Source organism: Luteibacter aegosomaticola, assembly GCF_023078475.1.
Lineage (GTDB): Bacteria > Pseudomonadota > Gammaproteobacteria > Xanthomonadales > Rhodanobacteraceae > Luteibacter > Luteibacter aegosomaticola.
In genome coordinates this window covers 1,730,507-1,747,313 of the sequence record NZ_CP095741.1, presented here as the reverse complement: position 1 = coordinate 1,747,313, position 16,807 = coordinate 1,730,507, and the positions used below count along the sequence as shown (strand labels likewise).

Annotated in this window: 15 protein-coding genes; 6 read left to right on the top strand and 9 right to left on the bottom strand. The window is 65.5% G+C overall.

The genetic code is table 11. From position 1 onward, the window contains the following. Positions 1 to 43 precede the first annotated feature (43 nt). The 6 genes from kdsB to L2Y96_RS07645 form a co-directional block, all read right to left on the bottom strand. Positions 44 to 832, bottom strand: a complete 789-nt coding sequence (gene kdsB / locus L2Y96_RS07670; protein ID WP_247335030.1) for a 3-deoxy-manno-octulosonate cytidylyltransferase — start codon at positions 830 to 832, stop codon at positions 44 to 46. Between the two features lie 212 nt (positions 833 to 1,044). After that, entirely contained in the window at positions 1,045 to 2,352 is a 1,308-nt protein-coding gene (aroA, locus tag L2Y96_RS07665) for a 3-phosphoshikimate 1-carboxyvinyltransferase (RefSeq protein ID WP_247335028.1), read from the bottom strand. After that, positions 2,349 to 3,461 (bottom strand): histidinol-phosphate transaminase, encoded by a 1,113-nt coding sequence (gene hisC, locus L2Y96_RS07660; RefSeq protein WP_247335026.1) that lies wholly within the window; start codon positions 3,459 to 3,461, stop codon positions 2,349 to 2,351. The genes aroA and hisC overlap by 4 nt, the downstream gene beginning before the upstream one ends. After that, positions 3,458 to 4,561, bottom strand: coding sequence for a prephenate dehydratase (gene pheA / locus L2Y96_RS07655; protein ID WP_247335024.1), 1,104 nt, complete (start codon positions 4,559 to 4,561; stop codon positions 3,458 to 3,460). Before pheA ends, hisC begins: the two co-directional genes overlap by 4 nt. 79 nt (positions 4,562 to 4,640) lie before the next feature. Continuing rightward, entirely contained in the window at positions 4,641 to 5,726 is a 1,086-nt protein-coding gene (serC, locus tag L2Y96_RS07650; RefSeq protein ID WP_247335021.1) for a 3-phosphoserine/phosphohydroxythreonine transaminase, read from the bottom strand. Between the two features lie 61 nt (positions 5,727 to 5,787). After that, complete coding sequence (locus L2Y96_RS07645) at positions 5,788 to 6,555, bottom strand: FHA domain-containing protein (protein WP_247335018.1); 768 nt, start codon at positions 6,553 to 6,555, stop codon at positions 5,788 to 5,790. Positions 6,556 to 6,683: 128 nt separating this feature from the next. Here L2Y96_RS07645 and L2Y96_RS07640 point away from each other — a divergent pair, with 128 nt between their 5' ends. Both L2Y96_RS07640 and infA read left to right on the top strand, forming a co-directional pair. After that, complete coding sequence (locus L2Y96_RS07640) at positions 6,684 to 6,959, top strand: polyhydroxyalkanoic acid system family protein (protein ID WP_247335016.1); 276 nt, start codon at positions 6,684 to 6,686, stop codon at positions 6,957 to 6,959. A gap of 85 nt (positions 6,960 to 7,044) precedes the next feature. Then, on the top strand, positions 7,045 to 7,263 hold the full coding sequence (infA, locus tag L2Y96_RS07635) for a translation initiation factor IF-1 (RefSeq protein ID WP_019466733.1): 219 nt from the start codon (positions 7,045 to 7,047) through the stop codon (positions 7,261 to 7,263). Positions 7,264 to 7,484: 221 nt separating this feature from the next. Here the strand turns inward: infA and clpA are convergent, their stop codons facing one another. Together clpA and clpS are read right to left on the bottom strand one after the other, a co-directional pair. Continuing rightward, positions 7,485 to 9,752 (bottom strand): ATP-dependent Clp protease ATP-binding subunit ClpA, encoded by a 2,268-nt coding sequence (gene clpA / locus L2Y96_RS07630; RefSeq protein ID WP_247335014.1) that lies wholly within the window; start codon positions 9,750 to 9,752, stop codon positions 7,485 to 7,487. Positions 9,753 to 9,830: 78 nt separating this feature from the next. Beyond that, the gene (gene clpS, locus L2Y96_RS07625; protein ID WP_247335012.1) at positions 9,831 to 10,163 is read right to left on the bottom strand and encodes an ATP-dependent Clp protease adapter ClpS; all 333 of its coding nucleotides are present in this window, start codon (positions 10,161 to 10,163) and stop codon (positions 9,831 to 9,833) included. Between the two features lie 124 nt (positions 10,164 to 10,287). On the opposite strand from clpS, the gene L2Y96_RS07620 reads away from it, so the two are divergent. The 3 genes from L2Y96_RS07620 (at position 10,288) to hflD (ending at position 12,657) form a co-directional block, all read left to right on the top strand. Next, positions 10,288 to 10,776, top strand: a complete 489-nt coding sequence (locus L2Y96_RS07620) for an NUDIX hydrolase (RefSeq protein WP_247335009.1) — start codon at positions 10,288 to 10,290, stop codon at positions 10,774 to 10,776. Continuing rightward, positions 10,773 to 11,867 carry a tRNA 2-thiouridine(34) synthase MnmA gene (gene mnmA, locus L2Y96_RS07615; protein WP_247335007.1) on the top strand — a complete coding sequence of 365 codons (1,095 nt, stop codon included), beginning with the start codon at positions 10,773 to 10,775 and terminating at the stop codon, positions 11,865 to 11,867. The genes L2Y96_RS07620 and mnmA overlap by 4 nt, the downstream gene beginning before the upstream one ends. 163 nt (positions 11,868 to 12,030) lie before the next feature. Continuing rightward, complete coding sequence (hflD, locus tag L2Y96_RS07610; RefSeq protein ID WP_247335004.1) at positions 12,031 to 12,657, top strand: high frequency lysogenization protein HflD; 627 nt, start codon at positions 12,031 to 12,033, stop codon at positions 12,655 to 12,657. Between the two features lie 196 nt (positions 12,658 to 12,853). Here the strand turns inward: hflD and L2Y96_RS07605 are convergent, their stop codons facing one another. Continuing rightward, positions 12,854 to 13,780 (bottom strand): LysR family transcriptional regulator, encoded by a 927-nt coding sequence (locus L2Y96_RS07605; RefSeq protein ID WP_247335000.1) that lies wholly within the window; start codon positions 13,778 to 13,780, stop codon positions 12,854 to 12,856. Positions 13,781 to 14,014: 234 nt separating this feature from the next. Between L2Y96_RS07605 and acnA the strand changes: the two genes are divergently transcribed. Then, on the top strand, positions 14,015 to 16,759 hold the full coding sequence (gene acnA, locus L2Y96_RS07600) for an aconitate hydratase AcnA (protein ID WP_247334999.1): 2,745 nt from the start codon (positions 14,015 to 14,017) through the stop codon (positions 16,757 to 16,759). Positions 16,760 to 16,807: the final 48 nt, after the last annotated feature.

The window sequence follows — 16,807 nt, the reverse complement described above, 5'->3', positions numbered from 1 at the left end:
TAAATCCTGTAAGCCCCGCCCTCGCCCCCGTGTGGGCAATCCCCTACACGGCTCCGCTTTCCCGCAACCAGCGCTCCGCACGGGCCAGGTCTTCGGGCGTGTCGATGCCCGGCGGGAACGGCTCGGGGGTCAGGTTTACGGCGATGGCGTAGCCGTGCTCCAGGGCACGGAGCTGCTCCAGGGACTCGGCCTGCTCCAGCGGGGTGCGCGGCAGCGCAGCCATCCGGCGGAGGAAGCCGGCACGGTAGGCGTAGATCCCGATGTGGCGCAGGAACGGGACGTCGGCTGGGAGGGAGTGCCGGTCTTTCGCGAAGGCGTCGCGGGCCCACGGAGCGGGAGCCCGGGTGAAATAGAGCGCACGGCCGTTGCCGCCGCGTACCACCTTCACGATGTTCGGGTCGAACAGCTCCTCGGCGTCGGCGATCGGCGTGGCAAGGGTAGCCATGGGGGCCTCGTCGCCTGCCAGGGTATCGACAACGGCGCGGATACCGGCGGCCGGGGCGAACGGCTCATCGCCCTGCAGGTTCACTACCACGGTCTCCTCGGGCCAGCCGAAGTGGCTGGCGACCTCGGCGATGCGGTCGGTACCCGAGGCGTGCTCGGGGCTGGTCATGCAAACCAGGATGTCGCCCGTGCACCCGCGCATCTCGGCGGCAACGCGGTCGTCGTCCGTGGCCACGACCACCTGGGCGGCGCCCGCATCGGCGGCGCGCAGGGCCACGCGACGGATCATGGAGAGGCCGCCGATCGGAAGCAGCGGCTTACCCGGCAGGCGCGTCGACGCGTAGCGAGCCGGGACGACGACGACGTAAGGAGGCGTTTTGGGGGACATCAGGTGGGGTCCGGGGCCGAAGGCTGGGACCCATTATGGGGCTGTCGTGAGCGGGTGTCGCGAGGGATTGCGCGCGTCGGCGGCCGTGTTGGCTGAGGCTTCGATGAGACGGTGATCGCGCGCAAGCGCGCTCCTACATAGCGCCTTGTGGTGATATCGCACGCAAGGGCGCCCTCACAAGACCTTTTGTAGGAGCGCGCTTGCGCGCGCTATCACGCTGCCTCGGTCAGGCTGAAACCCACACCGTTGGCAAGATCAATGAACCCCGGGAACGACGTCGCGACATTGGCGCAATCGCCAATCGTGATCGGCGCCGTCGACACCAGCCCCGCAATGGCAAAACTCATCGCGATCCGGTGATCGCCATGGCTGTCGACCGACCCGCCGCCGATCGCGCCGCCACGGATCATGGCGCCGTCCGGCAGCTCGTCGATCAACACGCCGCAGGCCTTCAGGCCGTTCGCCATGGTGGCGATACGGTCCGATTCCTTCACGCGTAGCTCGGCCGCGCCACGGATGGTGGTCATACCCTCGGCGCAGGCCGCCGCAACGAACAGCGCGGGGAACTCATCGATCATATCGGGGACGATATCGAGCGGCAGCGCCACGCCGTGCAGCGGGCGGTAGCGAACAACGAGATCCGCGATGGCTTCGCCACCGCTCTCGCGCTCGTTTTCCACGGCGATGTCCGCGCCCATCAGCTCGAGCGCTGCGAGCAGACCCGTGCGTCGCGGGTTGAGGCCCACGCCCTTCAGGCGCAGGTGCGAACCCGGCACGATGCAGGCAGCGACGATGAAGAACGCGGCTGAGGAAAAGTCAGCGGGCACGTCCACATCGACCGCGCGCAGTACGTGGCCACCCGTGACCTTCGCCTTGCCCGGCGAGTACTCGATCGGCCAGCCGAAGGCCTTGAGCATGCTTTCGGTGTAGTCGCGCGTCGGGTGCGGCTCGATCACTTCCGTTTCGCCCTCCGCGTACAGGCCGGCCAGCAACAGGGCCGATTTGATCTGTGCGCTGGCGACCGGCGATTTGTAGCTGATGCCCTTGAGCTTGCGACCACCGTGGATACGCAGCGGCGGCTTGCCGTCGTTCGTATCGATCTGCGCGCCCATCTCGCTGAGCGGGTCGGTCACGCGACGCATCGGGCGACCCGACAGCGACGCGTCGCCCACGAGGGTCGAGTCGAAAGCCTGCCCCGCCAGCAAACCGGCCAGCAGGCGCATGCCCGTACCGGCGTTGCCGCAATCGAGCGACTCGGTGGTGCCGCGCAGGCCGTGCAGGCCGACGCCGTGCACCACGCGCTCGCCCGGCGCCGGGGTGTCGAAGCGCACGCCGAGCTTGCCGAGGATGGCAGCGGTGGCGCGGGTGTCCTCGCCTTCGAGGAAGCCACGGATATGCGTGGTGCCTTCGGCAAGGGCGCCGAACATGAGCGCGCGGTGCGAGACGGATTTATCGCCGGGCACGACGAGCTCGCCGTGCAGGGGGCCGGCAGCGCGGCTGATCCAGGCCAGAGAGGTCATGGCAGGTTCTCCAAAAGACGTTGGAGCTCGCCGCGGCTGCCGACACTGATACGCACGGTGTGCGGCAGGCCGTAGCCACCCATGGGGCGGACGATCACGCCGGCTTCGAACAGGTGTTTCTCGAAAGCGGTAGCGTCCTGGCCCAGGTCGACGAGCAGGAAATTGGTTTGCGACGGCAGCACGCGGAAGCCGCGAGCGCTGAGCTCCTCGGCCAGCCACGCGCGGTCGCGATGATTGGTGTCGCGGACGCGTGCGCGATGTTCGTGGTCACCGAGCGCCGCTTCCGCTGCGGCCAGCGCCACGCCGTTGACGTTGAACGACTCACGGAGGCGCTCGGCCACCGCGGCCACCGACGGGTGGCTGAGCATGTAGCCAATCCGCAGGCCGGCGAGCGCGTACGCCTTCGAAAAAGTGCGCGTCACGATCAGGTTCGGGAAGCGCCCCAGCAAATGCAGCGCCGTGCTGAGTCCCGCGGCGTCGACGTACTCGTGGTAGGCCTCGTCGACGACCACGAGGGTTTCCGCAGGCACCTTCTCGAGGAACGCCTCAAGCTCGGCATCGGTGAACCACGTGCCGGTCGGATTATTCGGATTGGCGAGATAGACCAGCCGCGTGGCGGGTGTCACCGCTGCCGCGATGGCCGGCAAGTCGTGACCGTAAGGCGCCGTTGGGTGATCCACCGGCAACGCAGGGACGCGAATTGCCGGTGCGCCCGCGGCGGCAGCCGCGATCGGGAATACCGCAAAACCGTACTGCGAATGCACCACCGGGTGCTCGGCATCGGCAAAGCACTGCGCCAGCAGCATGAGCAGTTCGTGCGAACCGTTACCGAGGGTAATGGCGCTGACCGGCACGCCCAGCTCGCCGGAGAGGCGATGCTTCAGCGAAGCGCCAAGCGGGTCGGGATAACGCCAGATATCTTCCAGCACGCGGGTGGCGGCACGCGTGGCCTGCGGGCTCGGGCCGAGCGGGTTCTCGTTGGAACCCAGCTCGGAGAGCACCGCGCCAAAGCGTTTGCGTAGCGCGGGAAGGTCGTGACCGGGATCGTAGGCACGCAGAGCCGACGTCGCCCGGTTGGCGAGCGCGGCTGCATCGAACGCGGCGGTCATGGCAAGGCGACGGGGTAAGCGCCCAGCACGCGCACATCGGCGGCGGCAGGCTTCATTTCGTGCAACGCGGCCTGCAGGGCCTCGTCTTCCACATGGCCAGAGACATCGATGAAGAACGCGTACTGCCACTTGCCGGTATGCGCCGGGCGTGACTCGATGCGGTTCATGCTGATGCCGTGTTCGGCGAGCGGCTTGAGCACGTCGTACAGCGCACCGGGCTTGTCGCGCACCGATACCAGCAGCGACGTGCGGTCATTACCCGACGGCGGGAAGATCGTGCGGCCGATGACCAGGAAGCGCGTGGTGTTGTCGCTGCGATCTTCGATGGGGCCCGCGATGATCTTCAGGCCGTACACACGCGCGGCGGATTCACCGGCGATGGCGGCGGATTCCGGCGAGAGCTTGGCCATGCGCGCCGCTTCGGCGTTGCTCGATACCGCGATGCGCTCGACGTTCGGCAGGTTCACGCGCAGCCACGCCTGGCACTGCTGCAGCGACTGCGGATGCGAGTAGATGCGCTTGATGTCCTTCATCTCGCCGGTAAGCGAGAGCAGGTTCTGGTGCACGCGCAGTTCCACTTCGCCGCAGATGGTGGCCTTGGAGGTGAGGAACATATCCAGGGTCATCTGGATCATGCCCTGCCCCGAGTTCTCCACCGGCACCACGCCAAAATCGGCGTTGCCAGCGGCCACTTCCTGGAACACTTCCTCGATGCTGCCAAGCGGCAGGCCATACGCTGCATGGCCGAACTGTTTACGCACGGCCTGTTCGCTGAAGGTGCCCTCGGGGCCGAGGTAACCGATCTTCAGGGGCTGCTGCTGCGAAAGGCACGACGACATGATCTCGCGGAACAGGCGTACCAGTTCCGCGTTCGGCAGCGGGCCATCGTTGCGATCGATGACACCACGTAGCACCTGAGCTTCCCGTTCGGGTCGGTAATACTCCACCGCCGCCTTCAACGGGCCCTTGGCCCGGCCGACCTGCTGTGCCCAACGGGCGCGCTCACTGATGAGCGATTGCAGTTGCTGGTCGATGCTGTCGATGCGCTGACGCGCCTCGCCCAGCGTGGCTTGTTTATCGGTGGAGCTGCTCTTGCTCATGGACTTCCAGGCGGCTAAGTGGTTGCAATTGAAACAGTTATCACCGCAAACGCATGTTGCACTGCGGTGATCCCCGACTTTAACCGTGCCGCGTTGCAAAGTCCCGCATGAATTTCACAAGCACCTCGACGGCTTCGAGCGGAACGGCGTTGTAGAGCGATGCACGCATGCCGCCCACAGCCTTGTGCCCCTTCAATGCGAGCAGCCCTTCCGCCTCGGATTCCTTGAGAAAAGCGGCATCGAGCGCGCTATCGTGCAAGGTGAACGGCACGTTCATGCGCGAGCGCGAAGCGACTTCCACCGGGCTGCGGTAGTAACCGTTGGAACTATCGATGGTGTCGTATAGCAGCGCCGCTTTCGCCTTGTTGCGCTCACCCATGGCGGCAAGGCCACCCTGCGCTTCGAGCCACTCGAAGGTAAGCCCCGCGAGATACCAGCCCCAGGTATTCGGCGTGTTGAGCATGGAATCGTTCTTCGCGTGCTCGGCGTAGCGGAAGATATTCGCCATCGGCCGCCCCGTGCGCGCAAGCAGATCGTCACGGATCACCATGATGACGAGGCCCGAGGGGCCGATGTTTTTCTGCGCGCCTGCATAGATCAGGCCGAAGCGCGAAACATCCACCGGTTCGCTGAGGATGTTCGACGACATGTCGGCGACGAGCGGCGTATCGCCGACGTCGGGCACGTCGTGGAATTCGACGCCATGGATCGTTTCGTTCGGCGTGTAGTGCACGTAAGCGGCGCCGGGGCTGAGCTGCCAGGTCTCACGAGCTGGCAGTTTCAGGTAGTTATCGGCGACCGATGTGGCAGCCACGCGGGCATCAAGGTACGGCGCGGCTTCGCGCACGGCTTTCTCGCCCCAGTGGCCGGTGACGATGTAATCGGCGTGGCCATCGGGGCCGGCCAGGTTCATCGGGATCTGCGCGAAATGCTGGGTGGCGCCGCCCTGCAGGAACAGCACCTTGTAGTTCTCAGGAATGCCCATCAGGCCGCGCAGGCGTTGCTCGGCGGCGGCGGCCAGCGCCATGAAGGGCTTGCCACGGTGGGACAGCTCCATCACGGAGGCGCCGGAACCGTTCCAATCGAGGAGCTCAGCCTGTGCGCGCTTGAGTACCGCTTCCGGCAGCGCCGCCGGTCCGGCGCTGAAATTCCAGGCTCTGCTCACGTCGTGTCCTCTCGCATGGGTGAACCGGCATTATGCCGCCGCATGCGGGCGAAACGGGGGCTTAGAACGGCGCGAACAGCACCACGGCGATACCGGCGGCGAGCAAGGCCGCGGTAAGGATCAGCCACCATACGTCGCCACGGGCGCTCGCCGGCTCTTCGGGTTCCGGCTCCGGCTCGGGTTCGGGCAGCACCACCAGCGGCTCCGCCGACCAGCCCGGGGCTTCCAGGATAAAGCGGTGGGTGGCCAGGCCGATCTGGTCGCCGGGCTGGAGCACCGCCCGCACGGTACGCACGCCATTAACCCGCAGCGCGTGCCGGGCCGGAACACGCGACGCATCGAGAATCAGTTCGTCGTCTTCCCACGCGAACGTGAGGAGCGCGGCATCGTTGCCAGGCAGTTCCAGCGGCAACGCGCCATGGGTCGCACCGAGTTCGAGGCGCTCGCCGATGGCGACTAGGCGACCCGAAAGCGGGCCGGCCACCGGCCGCAACGCAGCCGTGCAGCGCGCGTCCGTGGGTGTCTGGAGCTCGCGGGCTTCCAGATCGTCGTCATCGCGAATAAGCATGCGGCAATCGCCCAGCGAGAGGCTATCTCCCGGACGCAGAAGGGCTTTTTCACGCACGGGCCGCGCGTTGACGTAGACACGGCCGACGCCGGAAGCGACCTCGAGCACCATGCCGCGACGGTCGCGCTGGATGGTGACGTGCTGGCCGGCGACCTGTGCCTCGGACACGACGAGATCGTTTTCTTCGGCGCGGCCGATCGTAAGCACGGGCCGGGACCAGTGAAAATCACCGCGAGCCGAGCTGACGAATTCAATGCGCATGGAGGGACCGGCCGGATGACGACGCGACTTTAGCAGAGTGCGGTATCTATTTGAACGCAAAGAGATCGGCCCGGTTCAGCCGAGGGGCCTGTTAGACTTGCCCACCCTTTTCCCGCGGAGACTCCCCCATGGCCAAGATCGATATCCGCCGCGAGCACGGCAAGAGCGCTGCCGAAGCGCGCGCCGTGGTGGAAAAAGTGGCGGCCCGCATGGCCGAGAAGTTCGGCACCAAGGGCGGTTGGGAAGGCGATGCCTACGCGTTCTCGGGCTCCGGCGTGAAGGGCGCGATCGCCGTCTCCGATAGCGATGTCCACGTTACCGCCGAGCTCGGCATGCTGCTGTCGGCCTTCAAGGGCAAGATCGAAGACGAGATCCGCGGCAAGCTCAACGAATACTTCGCCTGAGGCCCCCGGGTGGCCTTGCCGGGGTGGGCATGGCATAATAGGGGACTTATGCCGGTCAAGCCGGCCCTACTCCGACCCGGAACACATGGCAAAAGACGACGTCATCGAAATGGAAGGCACGGTCCAGGAGACCCTGCCCAACACCATGTTCCGCGTGCAGCTCGAGAACGGGCACGTCATCACTGCCCATATCTCCGGCCGTATGCGTAAGCATTACATCCGTATCCTCACCGGCGACAAGGTGAAGGTCGAGATGACCCCGTACGACCTCACCAAGGGTCGTATCACGTACCGCATGAAGTAAGCGCGCGCCTGGCGCCGCCCTTCTGCGAATGAAAAGCCGCGGCCTGCCGCGGCTTTTTTGTTGCCCGGAATTTGTAGGAGCCCACCCTGTGGGCGACGCCGTTCGCGGAAGGGTCACAGGTCCTGTGGCGGTGTCGCGAAAGATGTCGCCCACAGGGTGGGCTCCTACAAAAAAAAAGGCCGCCCGGGAGGGCGGCCTTTTTTACATCACCAACGAGTGCTTTACGCTTCAGCCGTAGCCGGCTCGGCCGACTCGGTTTCCACGTGCAGCTCGTCGCCATCGACCGACAAGGTGACCTTGCCGCCCTCGGCCAGCTTGCCGAACAGCAGTTCGTCGGCGAGCGCGCGCTTGACCTTGTCCTGGATGACGCGTGCCATCGGGCGCGCACCCATCTGCGGATCGAAGCCATGCTCGGCCAACCAGCGGCGGGCCTCCGGGGTGACATCCACGCTGACCTTCTTCTCCGCAAGCTGGGCTTCCAGCTCGATGAGGAACTTGTCGACAACGCGCAGGATGTGGTCGAAATCCAGCGCATTGAACTGGATGACCGCATCGAGACGGTTGCGGAACTCCGGCGTGAACATGCGGCGGATCGTCTCCATCGCATCCGGCGAGTGGTTCTGCTTCACGAAGCCGATGCCGCGACGCGAGGCCAGCTGGGCGCCGGCGTTCGTCGTCATGATCACGATGACGTTCTTGAAGTTCGCCTCGCGACCGTTGGTATCGGTCAGCACGCCGCGATCCATCACCTGCAGCAGGATGTTGTACACATCCGGATGCGCCTTCTCGATTTCATCCAGCAGCAGCACGCAGTGCGGGTGCTTGGTGATCTGCTCGGTGAGCAGGCCACCCTGGTCGAAGCCCACGTAACCCGGGGGCGCACCGACCAGGCGCGACACCGAATGTGCTTCCATGTACTCGGACATATCGAAGCGGACCATCTCGATACCGAGCTGCATGGCGAGCTGGCGGGTCACTTCCGTCTTACCGACACCCGTGGGGCCGGCGAGCAGGAAGCTACCGATCGGCTTGGACGGATCGCCCAGGCCCGAACGGGCCATCTTGATCGACGACGCCAGCGCTTCGATCGCCCCATCCTGGCCAAACACGACCATCTTGAGGTTGCGCTCGAGGTTACGCAGCACGTCGCGATCCGAGGCCGAGACCTGCTTCGCCGGAATGCGCGCCATCTTGGCCACGATGTACTCGATTTCCGGCACGTCGACCTTGCCCGTGCGCTCTTCTTCCGGCAGCAGGCGCTGGCGTGCGCCGGCCTCATCGATCACGTCGATGGCCTTGTCCGGCAACAGGCGATCCGGGATGTGCTTGACCGAGAGATCCACCGCCGCACGCAGGGCCTCACTGGTGTATTCCACCGAGTGGTGCTCTTCGAAGCGGGTCTTCAGGCCCTTCAGGATCTCGATGGAATCGGCCACGGTGGGCTCGACCACGTCGATCTTCTGGAAGCGGCGAGCCAGGGCGCGGTCCTTCTCGAAGATGCCGCGGAATTCCTGGAACGTGGTGGAACCGATGCAGCGCAGCTCACCCGAGGCCAGCATGGGCTTGATCAGGTTCGAGGCATCCATGGTGCCGCCCGACGCCGAGCCCGCACCGATGATGGTGTGGATCTCGTCGATGAAGAGGATGGCGTTCGGCTGCTTCTTCAGCTGGCCGATCACCGCCTTCAGGCGCTTCTCGAAATCGCCGCGGTACTTGGTGCCTGCCACCAGGGCGCCGAGATCCAGCGACCAGATGGTGCAGTCTTCCAGCACCTCGGGCACCTGGCCTTCGACGATACGCTTGGCAAGGCCTTCGGCAAGGGCGGTCTTGCCCACGCCAGCCTCACCCACGTACAGCGGGTTGTTCTTGCGGCGGCGGCAAAGCACCTGGATGGTGCGCTCCACTTCATCCTGGCGGCCGATCAGCGGATCGATCTTGCCCTGCAGGGCCAGTTCGTTGAGGTTGGAGGCGTACTCGCTGAGCGGGTTGCCCTTGCCCTCGCCGCCTTCCTCACCATCGCGCTCAGCGCTGGACGGGGCAGCCGCGGATTCATCGCTGATCTTGGCGATGCCGTGGGAAATGTAATTGACCACGTCCAGACGGGTAATCTCCTGCTGGTGCAGGAAATAGACCGCGTGACTGTCCTTTTCGCCGAAGATCGCGACAAGAACGTTGGCGCCGGTCACTTCCTTCCGGCCCGAGGACTGGACATGGTAGACCGCGCGCTGGAGCACACGCTGGAAGCCCAGGGTGGGCTGGGTGTCACGCTCGTCGCCGGCGGGGAGGACCGGGACGGTTTCAGCGATGATCCGCTGCAGATCCGCCGAAAGGCGGGGCAAATCCACGCCACAGGCACGCAGGGCGGCCAGGGCGGAGGTGTTTTCCGTGAGGGCGAGCAGGAGATGCTCCACGGTCATGAACTCGTGGCGCTGCTCCCGGGCCTGCTTATAGCAGTGCCCAATGGTGACTTCGAGATCCTTGCTGAACATACGGACCGTCTCCGATAGCTGTGGGCGGCGGGTTCTTAGCCCTTGTTAGTGCCGCATGAACTCCAGATGGGGGATCTGCTACATCTTTTCCATAGTGCATAACAGCGGGTGCTGATGGGACCGTGAGTATTCATTTACCTGGGTCACCTTCGTTTCTGCCACCTCGCGAGTGAATACTCCGCACACGCCCTTCCCCCTGGTGTGTACATGGAGCATCACCTGGACCGCCCGTTCCTGGTCCATGCCAAAAAAGCTCCGTAGCACCTCAACCACGAAATCCATCGGTGTGAAGTCGTCGTTCAGCAAGACGACCTGGAACAACGGGGGCTTCGCCGTCTCGGGACGAGCGGTTTCGATGGCCAGGCCGTGTCCGCGCTCGTTTTCCTGATCGTGTTCGTGTTCCTGGGACATTAAGTAAGAACCTTCGGTACGCGATTCGATTATATACACCGGATTTCGAGCCCTTACGGGGTCGATTTCCACAGGTGATGGCACAATATGTCTTTTTCCAGAGCCACCCCCTCCCATTCGTCAGATGACCCAGACCGCAGCCCCGGCCGAAAACGTGTGGTGCCCCCGTGTGACGGTCGCTTGCGTCATCGCACACGGTGACCGCTACCTCATCGTCGAAGAGGAGATCTTCGGCGAACTGGCGTACAACCAGCCCGCTGGCCACCTCGATCCGGGTGAGAGCCTGCAGGCCGCCGCGGTGCGCGAGACGCTGGAAGAAACCGGCCACACGGTCGAACTGGATGCCTTCCTTGGCGTCTGGCAATGGATGAGCCAGGAGCACGGCGAACAGGTGCTGCGTTTCGGCTTCAGCGGCCGCTCGGTGGCCCATGACGCCACCCGCACGCTCGATACCGGCATCCGCCGGGCGATCTGGCTGCGCCGTGACGAGATCGAGGCCCTGGGCCCGCGCCTGCGCAGCCCGCTGATCCTGAGCACCATCGATGCCTGGCTTGATGGGCGCCGCTACCCGCTGGATACCGTGTCCAGCCTGTTGCCGGATGCCCGCACGTGAAAGTGATCCTGGGCGTTTCCGGCGGGGTCGACTCCTCGGTCGCGGCGATTCTGCTGAAAGAAGCCGGCCACGAGGTGGAAGGCATGTTCATGCAGAACTGGGAAGAGGATGACCGCTCCGGCCCCTGCACCACCGATGATGACCGCCGCGATGCGGTCGCTGTCTGCGGCCGGCTGGGCATCCCCTTCCATGCCCGGAACTTCGCCGGCGAGTACTGGGACGGTGTCTTCGAGCACTTCCTGGCCGAATACGCCGCAGGCCGCACGCCCAACCCGGACGTGCTGTGCAACCGCGAGATCAAGTTCAAGACCTTCCTTGAGCACGCCCAGGCCCTCGGCGCGGAGAAGATCGCGACGGGCCACTACGCGCGCGTAGATTTTTACGAAGGCCGTTACCGCCTGCTTCGCGCCGTCGATGCGGCAAAGGACCAGACCTACTTCCTGCATGCGCTCGGGCAGCGCCAGCTTTCGGCCACGCTGTTCCCGGTAGGCGAGATCGAGAAGCCCGTCGTGCGCGACATGGCCCGCGAGGCGAACCTGCCGACGGCGGCGAAGAAGGATTCCACCGGCATCTGCTTCATCGGCGAGCGCGATTTCCGCGCATTCCTGGCGCAGTACCTGCCGGCGAAGCCCGGCGCCATGGTGGACCCGGATGGCCGCAAGGTCGGCGAGCACCAGGGCGTCATGTATTACACGCTGGGCCAGCGCAACGGCCTGGGTATCGGCGGCCGTGCGGATGCGCCGAATGAGCCGTGGTACGTCGTCGGCAAGGATGTGGCCACGAATACGCTGATCGTGGCCCAGGGTGGTGAAAACCGCTGGCTGCAATCCACCCGCCTGTTCGCCACCGATGCCACGTGGGTGGCGGGCGAACCGCCTGCCCTTTCCTTCCGCTGCACGGCGAAGACCCGCTACCGCCAGGCCGACCAGGCCTGCACGGTAGAGGTCCGCGCCGATACGCTGCACATCACCTTCGACGAGCCCCAGCGCGCCGTCACGCCCGGCCAGTCGGTGGTGCTCTACGACGGCGACGAATGCCTCGGCGGCGCCGTCATCGCCACGACCGACGCCGCCTACGGTGGCCTCGAATGAACCCCCTCGTAGGAGCCCACCCTGTGGGCGACATCTTTCGCCTCAGGCCTCACGCCGCAGGCCTCACGCCGCAGGCCTCACGCCGCAGGCCCTGTGGCGTTATGGCGAACGGCGTCGCCCACAGGGTGGGCTCCTACAAACTGCACCAACGTGAGTTGCTTCCATGAATGAAGAACGCGTCCTGGCCCTGGCCGGCGTATTCCAGGGTGCTGCACTGGCCCACCAGCTGGCCACCGAAGGCCGCTGCGATGAGGTGGCTTACGAGGCCAGCCTCGCCAGCGTGTTCCGTATCGATTCGGACACCGTCGCCGGCGTGTATGGCAACGTGGCCGGCGTGCGCCGCGGCCTGCGTACGCTCGTGAACCAGTTCGACGAAAGCACGCGCGATGTCGCCGTGATGCGCATGGGCGTGACCGTGCTGCGCCTCGAGCGCTCGCTGGCGCGCAACCGCACGTTGGGCAACCGTTTGCATGAAGGTATCGTCGCTACGCAGCGCCAGGTCGAGCATTTCGGCTTGACGCATCCGAACGTCGCCGCGCGCCTGGCCGAGCTCTACGCCACCACGCTGTCGACACTGAAGCCACGTGTGATGGTCACCGGCAACCCCACCCATCTCCAGCAGAAGGCCAACGTTGATCGCGTCCGCGCCTCGCTGCTCGCCGCGGTGCGCTCGGCGGTGCTCTGGCACCAGCTCGGCGGCCGCCAATGGCACATGCTGTTCCAGACCAAGAAAACCGCCATGCTCGCCCGCGGCCTCCTAACCGGCTCGACCCTCGACAACGGCTTCTAACGCCATCAAACCCCATGGGCGACGCCGTTCGCCTAAATGTAGGAGCCCACCCTGTGGGCGACGCCGTTCGTCCAATTGTAGGAGCCCACCCTGTGGGCGACGCCGTTCGCCAAAACGCCACAGGGCCTGCGGCGTGGGGCCTGAGGCGAAAGATGTCGCCCACAGGGTGGGCTCCTACGGGGTGTCCGGCGTTTTATTAGCTGGCGGCGTCCAGGCCGGGGATGGTCGTGGCCAGCGTGCGCAGGAGGTCCGCGAAGCCGGCCAGGTCGTCACGCCAGGGCGAGGCGCTGCGCCAGTACAGCGCGATATGCCGGCCCGGGCGCGCGCCGGCCACCGCAGCCAGCACCACGTTCGGGATCGACTGCAGGCGGTCGTGCGCCAGCACCGGCACCAGCGTATAGCCACCGCGCAGCGCCACCAGGGTGGCCAGGCTCTCGATCGAAAGATCCTGGATACGCTCAGGCCGCGCCGCACCCGGCATGCCCAGGTCGGACACGCCATTGCCGTGGCTTTCCGCCATCAGCGTGGCATCCGCCGCATCGAGTTCGGTGAGCGCCACCTCGGCCTGTCCGGCCAGCGGGTGGCCTTTGTGCAACATCAGCTCATACGGCTCAAAGAACAGCGCCGTGGAATCCAGCCCGGTGGCCGTGGCGCTCGGTGGCGCCAGCACGGCATCGAGCTCACCCTCGCCCAGCCGGCGCAGCAGGCCACGCGGCTTGCCTTCGGAAATGGTCAGTCGTGCGCCAGGAAAGCGCTGCGGGAACGGTTCGATCACATGGGGCAGCAGGTACGGCCCGAGGGTGGAAGGCACGCCGAGGCGCAGCTCGCCGCCAAACGCCACATCGCCGGCGCGCGCCGCGTGCTCGAGGTGTTCGGCGGCCGACAGCACCCCCTCGATGTACCCCAACAGACGCTGACCGGCCGACGTGGGGACGACCCGGCGCCCGCCGCGCTCGAACAGGGGCATGCCCAGGGCCTGCTCCACTTTCTGCACCTGGTGCGAAAGCCCCGAGGCACTGATGTACATGGCCCGGGCGGCGCTATTGAAGCTCCCTTCGCGGGCCACGGCCTGGACCAGCGCGAGGTCGCGCAGGGATACGGATGACAGGGCCATCGAAATCATCGAACGCTGTGTGCCATCAAATACGTTTGCGCCCATCCGCCCCCCGCTTCATGCTTTTAGGGATTTCTCGCCGTAGTCGCGCTCGTGCGCGCCCCGGGCCGGGCATTGTAACGGACGCCGGGTCTCACGGCGGTCGCATACGAGCCGCAGACTGCGCGATAATCGACGCTTTGGCGCCCCCACCCGGGGCCGCCAGGCCTCCCCAGCTAAAGCAAGCCACGCCAGGAGTACAGCATGAAAGACTCGTTCTCAGTCGCAGACAAAATCGAAGTCAACGGCAAGAGCCACAAGATCGCCAGCCTGGCGAAGCTGGGTCAGAAGTTCGACCTGAAGCGCCTGCCCTTCTCGATGAAGATCCTGCTGGAGAACCTGCTCCGCCAGGAAGACGGCGTGAACGTCACCTCGAAGGAAATCGAGGCCGTCGCCAACTGGAACGCCAAGGCCGAGCCGGATACCGAAATCTCCTTCATGCCCGCCCGCGTGGTGCTGCAGGATTTCACCGGCGTGCCCTGCGTGGTCGACCTGGCCGCCATGCGCGATGCCGTGGTGAAGCTCGGCGGCAACGCCGATCGCATCAACCCGCTGGTCCCGGCTGAGCTGGTCATCGACCACTCGGTGCAGGTGGACGCATTCGGTGCCGAGTCGGCGCTGGAAAAGAACGTCGAAATCGAATTCGAGCGCAACCAGGAGCGTTACTCGTTCCTGCGCTGGGGCCAGAAGGCCTTCAACAACTTCGCCGTCGTGCCGCCGCGCACCGGCATCGTCCACCAGGTGAACCTCGAGAACCTGGCCCGCGTCGTCTTCACCAGCGACGTGAACGGCGAATCGTTCGCTTACCCGGATAGCGTGTTCGGTACCGACTCGCACACCACCATGATCAACGGCATCGGCGTGCTGGGCTGGGGCGTGGGCGGTATCGAAGCCGAAGCCGCCATGCTCGGCCAGCCGTCGTCCATGCTGATCCCGCAGGTCGTCGGCTTCCGCCTCACCGGCAAGCTCGGCGAAGGCGTGACCGCGACCGACCTCGTGCTCACCGTGACCCAGATGCTGCGTAAGCTCGGCGTCGTCGGCAAGTTCGTCGAGTTCTTCGGCAACGGCCTGCAGAACCTGCCGCTGGCCGATCGCGCCACCATCGCCAACATGGCCCCGGAATACGGCGCGACCTGCGGTATCTTCCCGATCGACCAGGAAGCGCTGAACTACCTGCGCCTCTCGGGCCGCGAAGAAAGCCAGATCGCCCTCGTCGAGACCTATGCCAAGGCCCAGGGCCTGTGGCACGACGCGAACACCCCGGAAGCCGAGTTCACCACCGTGCTCGACCTCGACATGTCGACGGTCAAGCCCTCGCTCGCCGGCCCGAAGCGTCCGCAGGACCGCGTGCTGCTCGAAGGCGTGAAGCAGAGCTTCCTCGACGTGGTCGGCCCGCTCACCGCCAACCGCAAGCCGAAGAACGGCGACGCGGCCAACTTCAGCAATGAAGGCGGCGGCACCGCGGTCGGCAACGAAGCCAACAAGGTCGGCGACGACGGCGTGCTGGTCGAGAAGGACGGCAAGTCCTTCCGCATCAACGATGGCTCGGTCGTCATCGCCGCGATCACCTCGTGCACCAACACCTCGAACCCGGCCGTCATGCTGGCTGCTGGCCTCGTTGCCAAGAAGGCGGCCGCGCGTGGCCTCACCAGCAAGCCGTGGGTCAAGCCCTCGCTCGGCCCGGGCTCGCTCGTGGTCACCGAATACCTGAAGAAGACCGGCCTGCTGGCCGAGCTCGAGAAGGTGAACTTCTACGTGGTCGGCTACGGCTGCACCACCTGCATCGGTAACTCCGGTCCGCTGCCCGCTGAAATCAGCAAGGGCATCGCCGAGGGTGACCTAGCCGTGGCGTCGGTGCTCTCGGGTAACCGTAACTTCGAAGGCCGCGTGCATCCGGAAGTGAAGATGAACTACCTGGCCTCGCCGCCGCTGGTGGTCGCCTACGCCCTGGCCGGTACGCTCAACATCGACCTGACCAAGGATGCGCTCGGCACGGGCAGCGATGGCCAGCCGGTGTACCTGAAGGACATCTGGCCGAGCAACCAGGAAATCTCCGACCTCATCGCCGGCGCCATCAGCCCGGAGATGTTCAAGGCCAGCTACGCCGACGTCTTCAAGGGCGACAGCCGCTGGAACCAGATCGCCTCGCCGGATGGCCAGACCTACGCGTGGGACGACTCGACCTACATCAAGAACCCGCCCTACTTCGACGGCATGGCCGCTGAAGCCGGCACCATCGAAGACATCCACGGCGCGCGCGCCATGGGCATCTTCGGTGACTCGATCACCACCGACCACATCTCGCCGGCCGGCTCGATCAAGAAGGACAGCCCGGCGGGCCGTTTCCTGATCTCCAGGGGCGTCGAGGCGAAGGACTTCAACTCCTACGGTTCGCGTCGCGGCAACGATGACGTGATGGTGCGTGGCACCTTCGCCAACATCCGCATCAAGAACCTGATGCTCGATGGCGTGGAAGGCGGCTACACCAAGTACATCCCGACCGGCGAACAGATGGCCATCTACGATGCCGCCATGAAGTACAAGGCCGACGGCACGCCGCTCGTCGTCCTCGCTGGCAAGGAATACGGCACCGGTTCGTCGCGTGACTGGGCGGCCAAGGGCACCCTGCTCCTCGGCGTCAAGGCCGTGATCACCGAGAGCTTCGAGCGCATCCACCGCTCCAACCTGGTCGGCATGGGCGTGCTGCCCTGCCAGTTCCAGGACGGCGAGAACGCGCAGACGCTCGGCCTGAAGGGTGATGAAGTGTTCGACATCACCGGCCTCAACGGCGGCGAGTCGAAGACCGCACAGGTGAAGGCCACGCGTCCGGACGGTTCGACCAAGGAGTTCACCGTGAAGGTGCTCCTGCTCACCCCGAAGGAGCGCGAGTTCTTCCGCCACGGCGGCATCCTGCAGTACGTGCTCCGCCAGCTCGCCAAGGCGGCGTAAGAAAAAAGGCCCGGGAAACCGGGCCTTTTTTTTGATTCATCGTAGGAG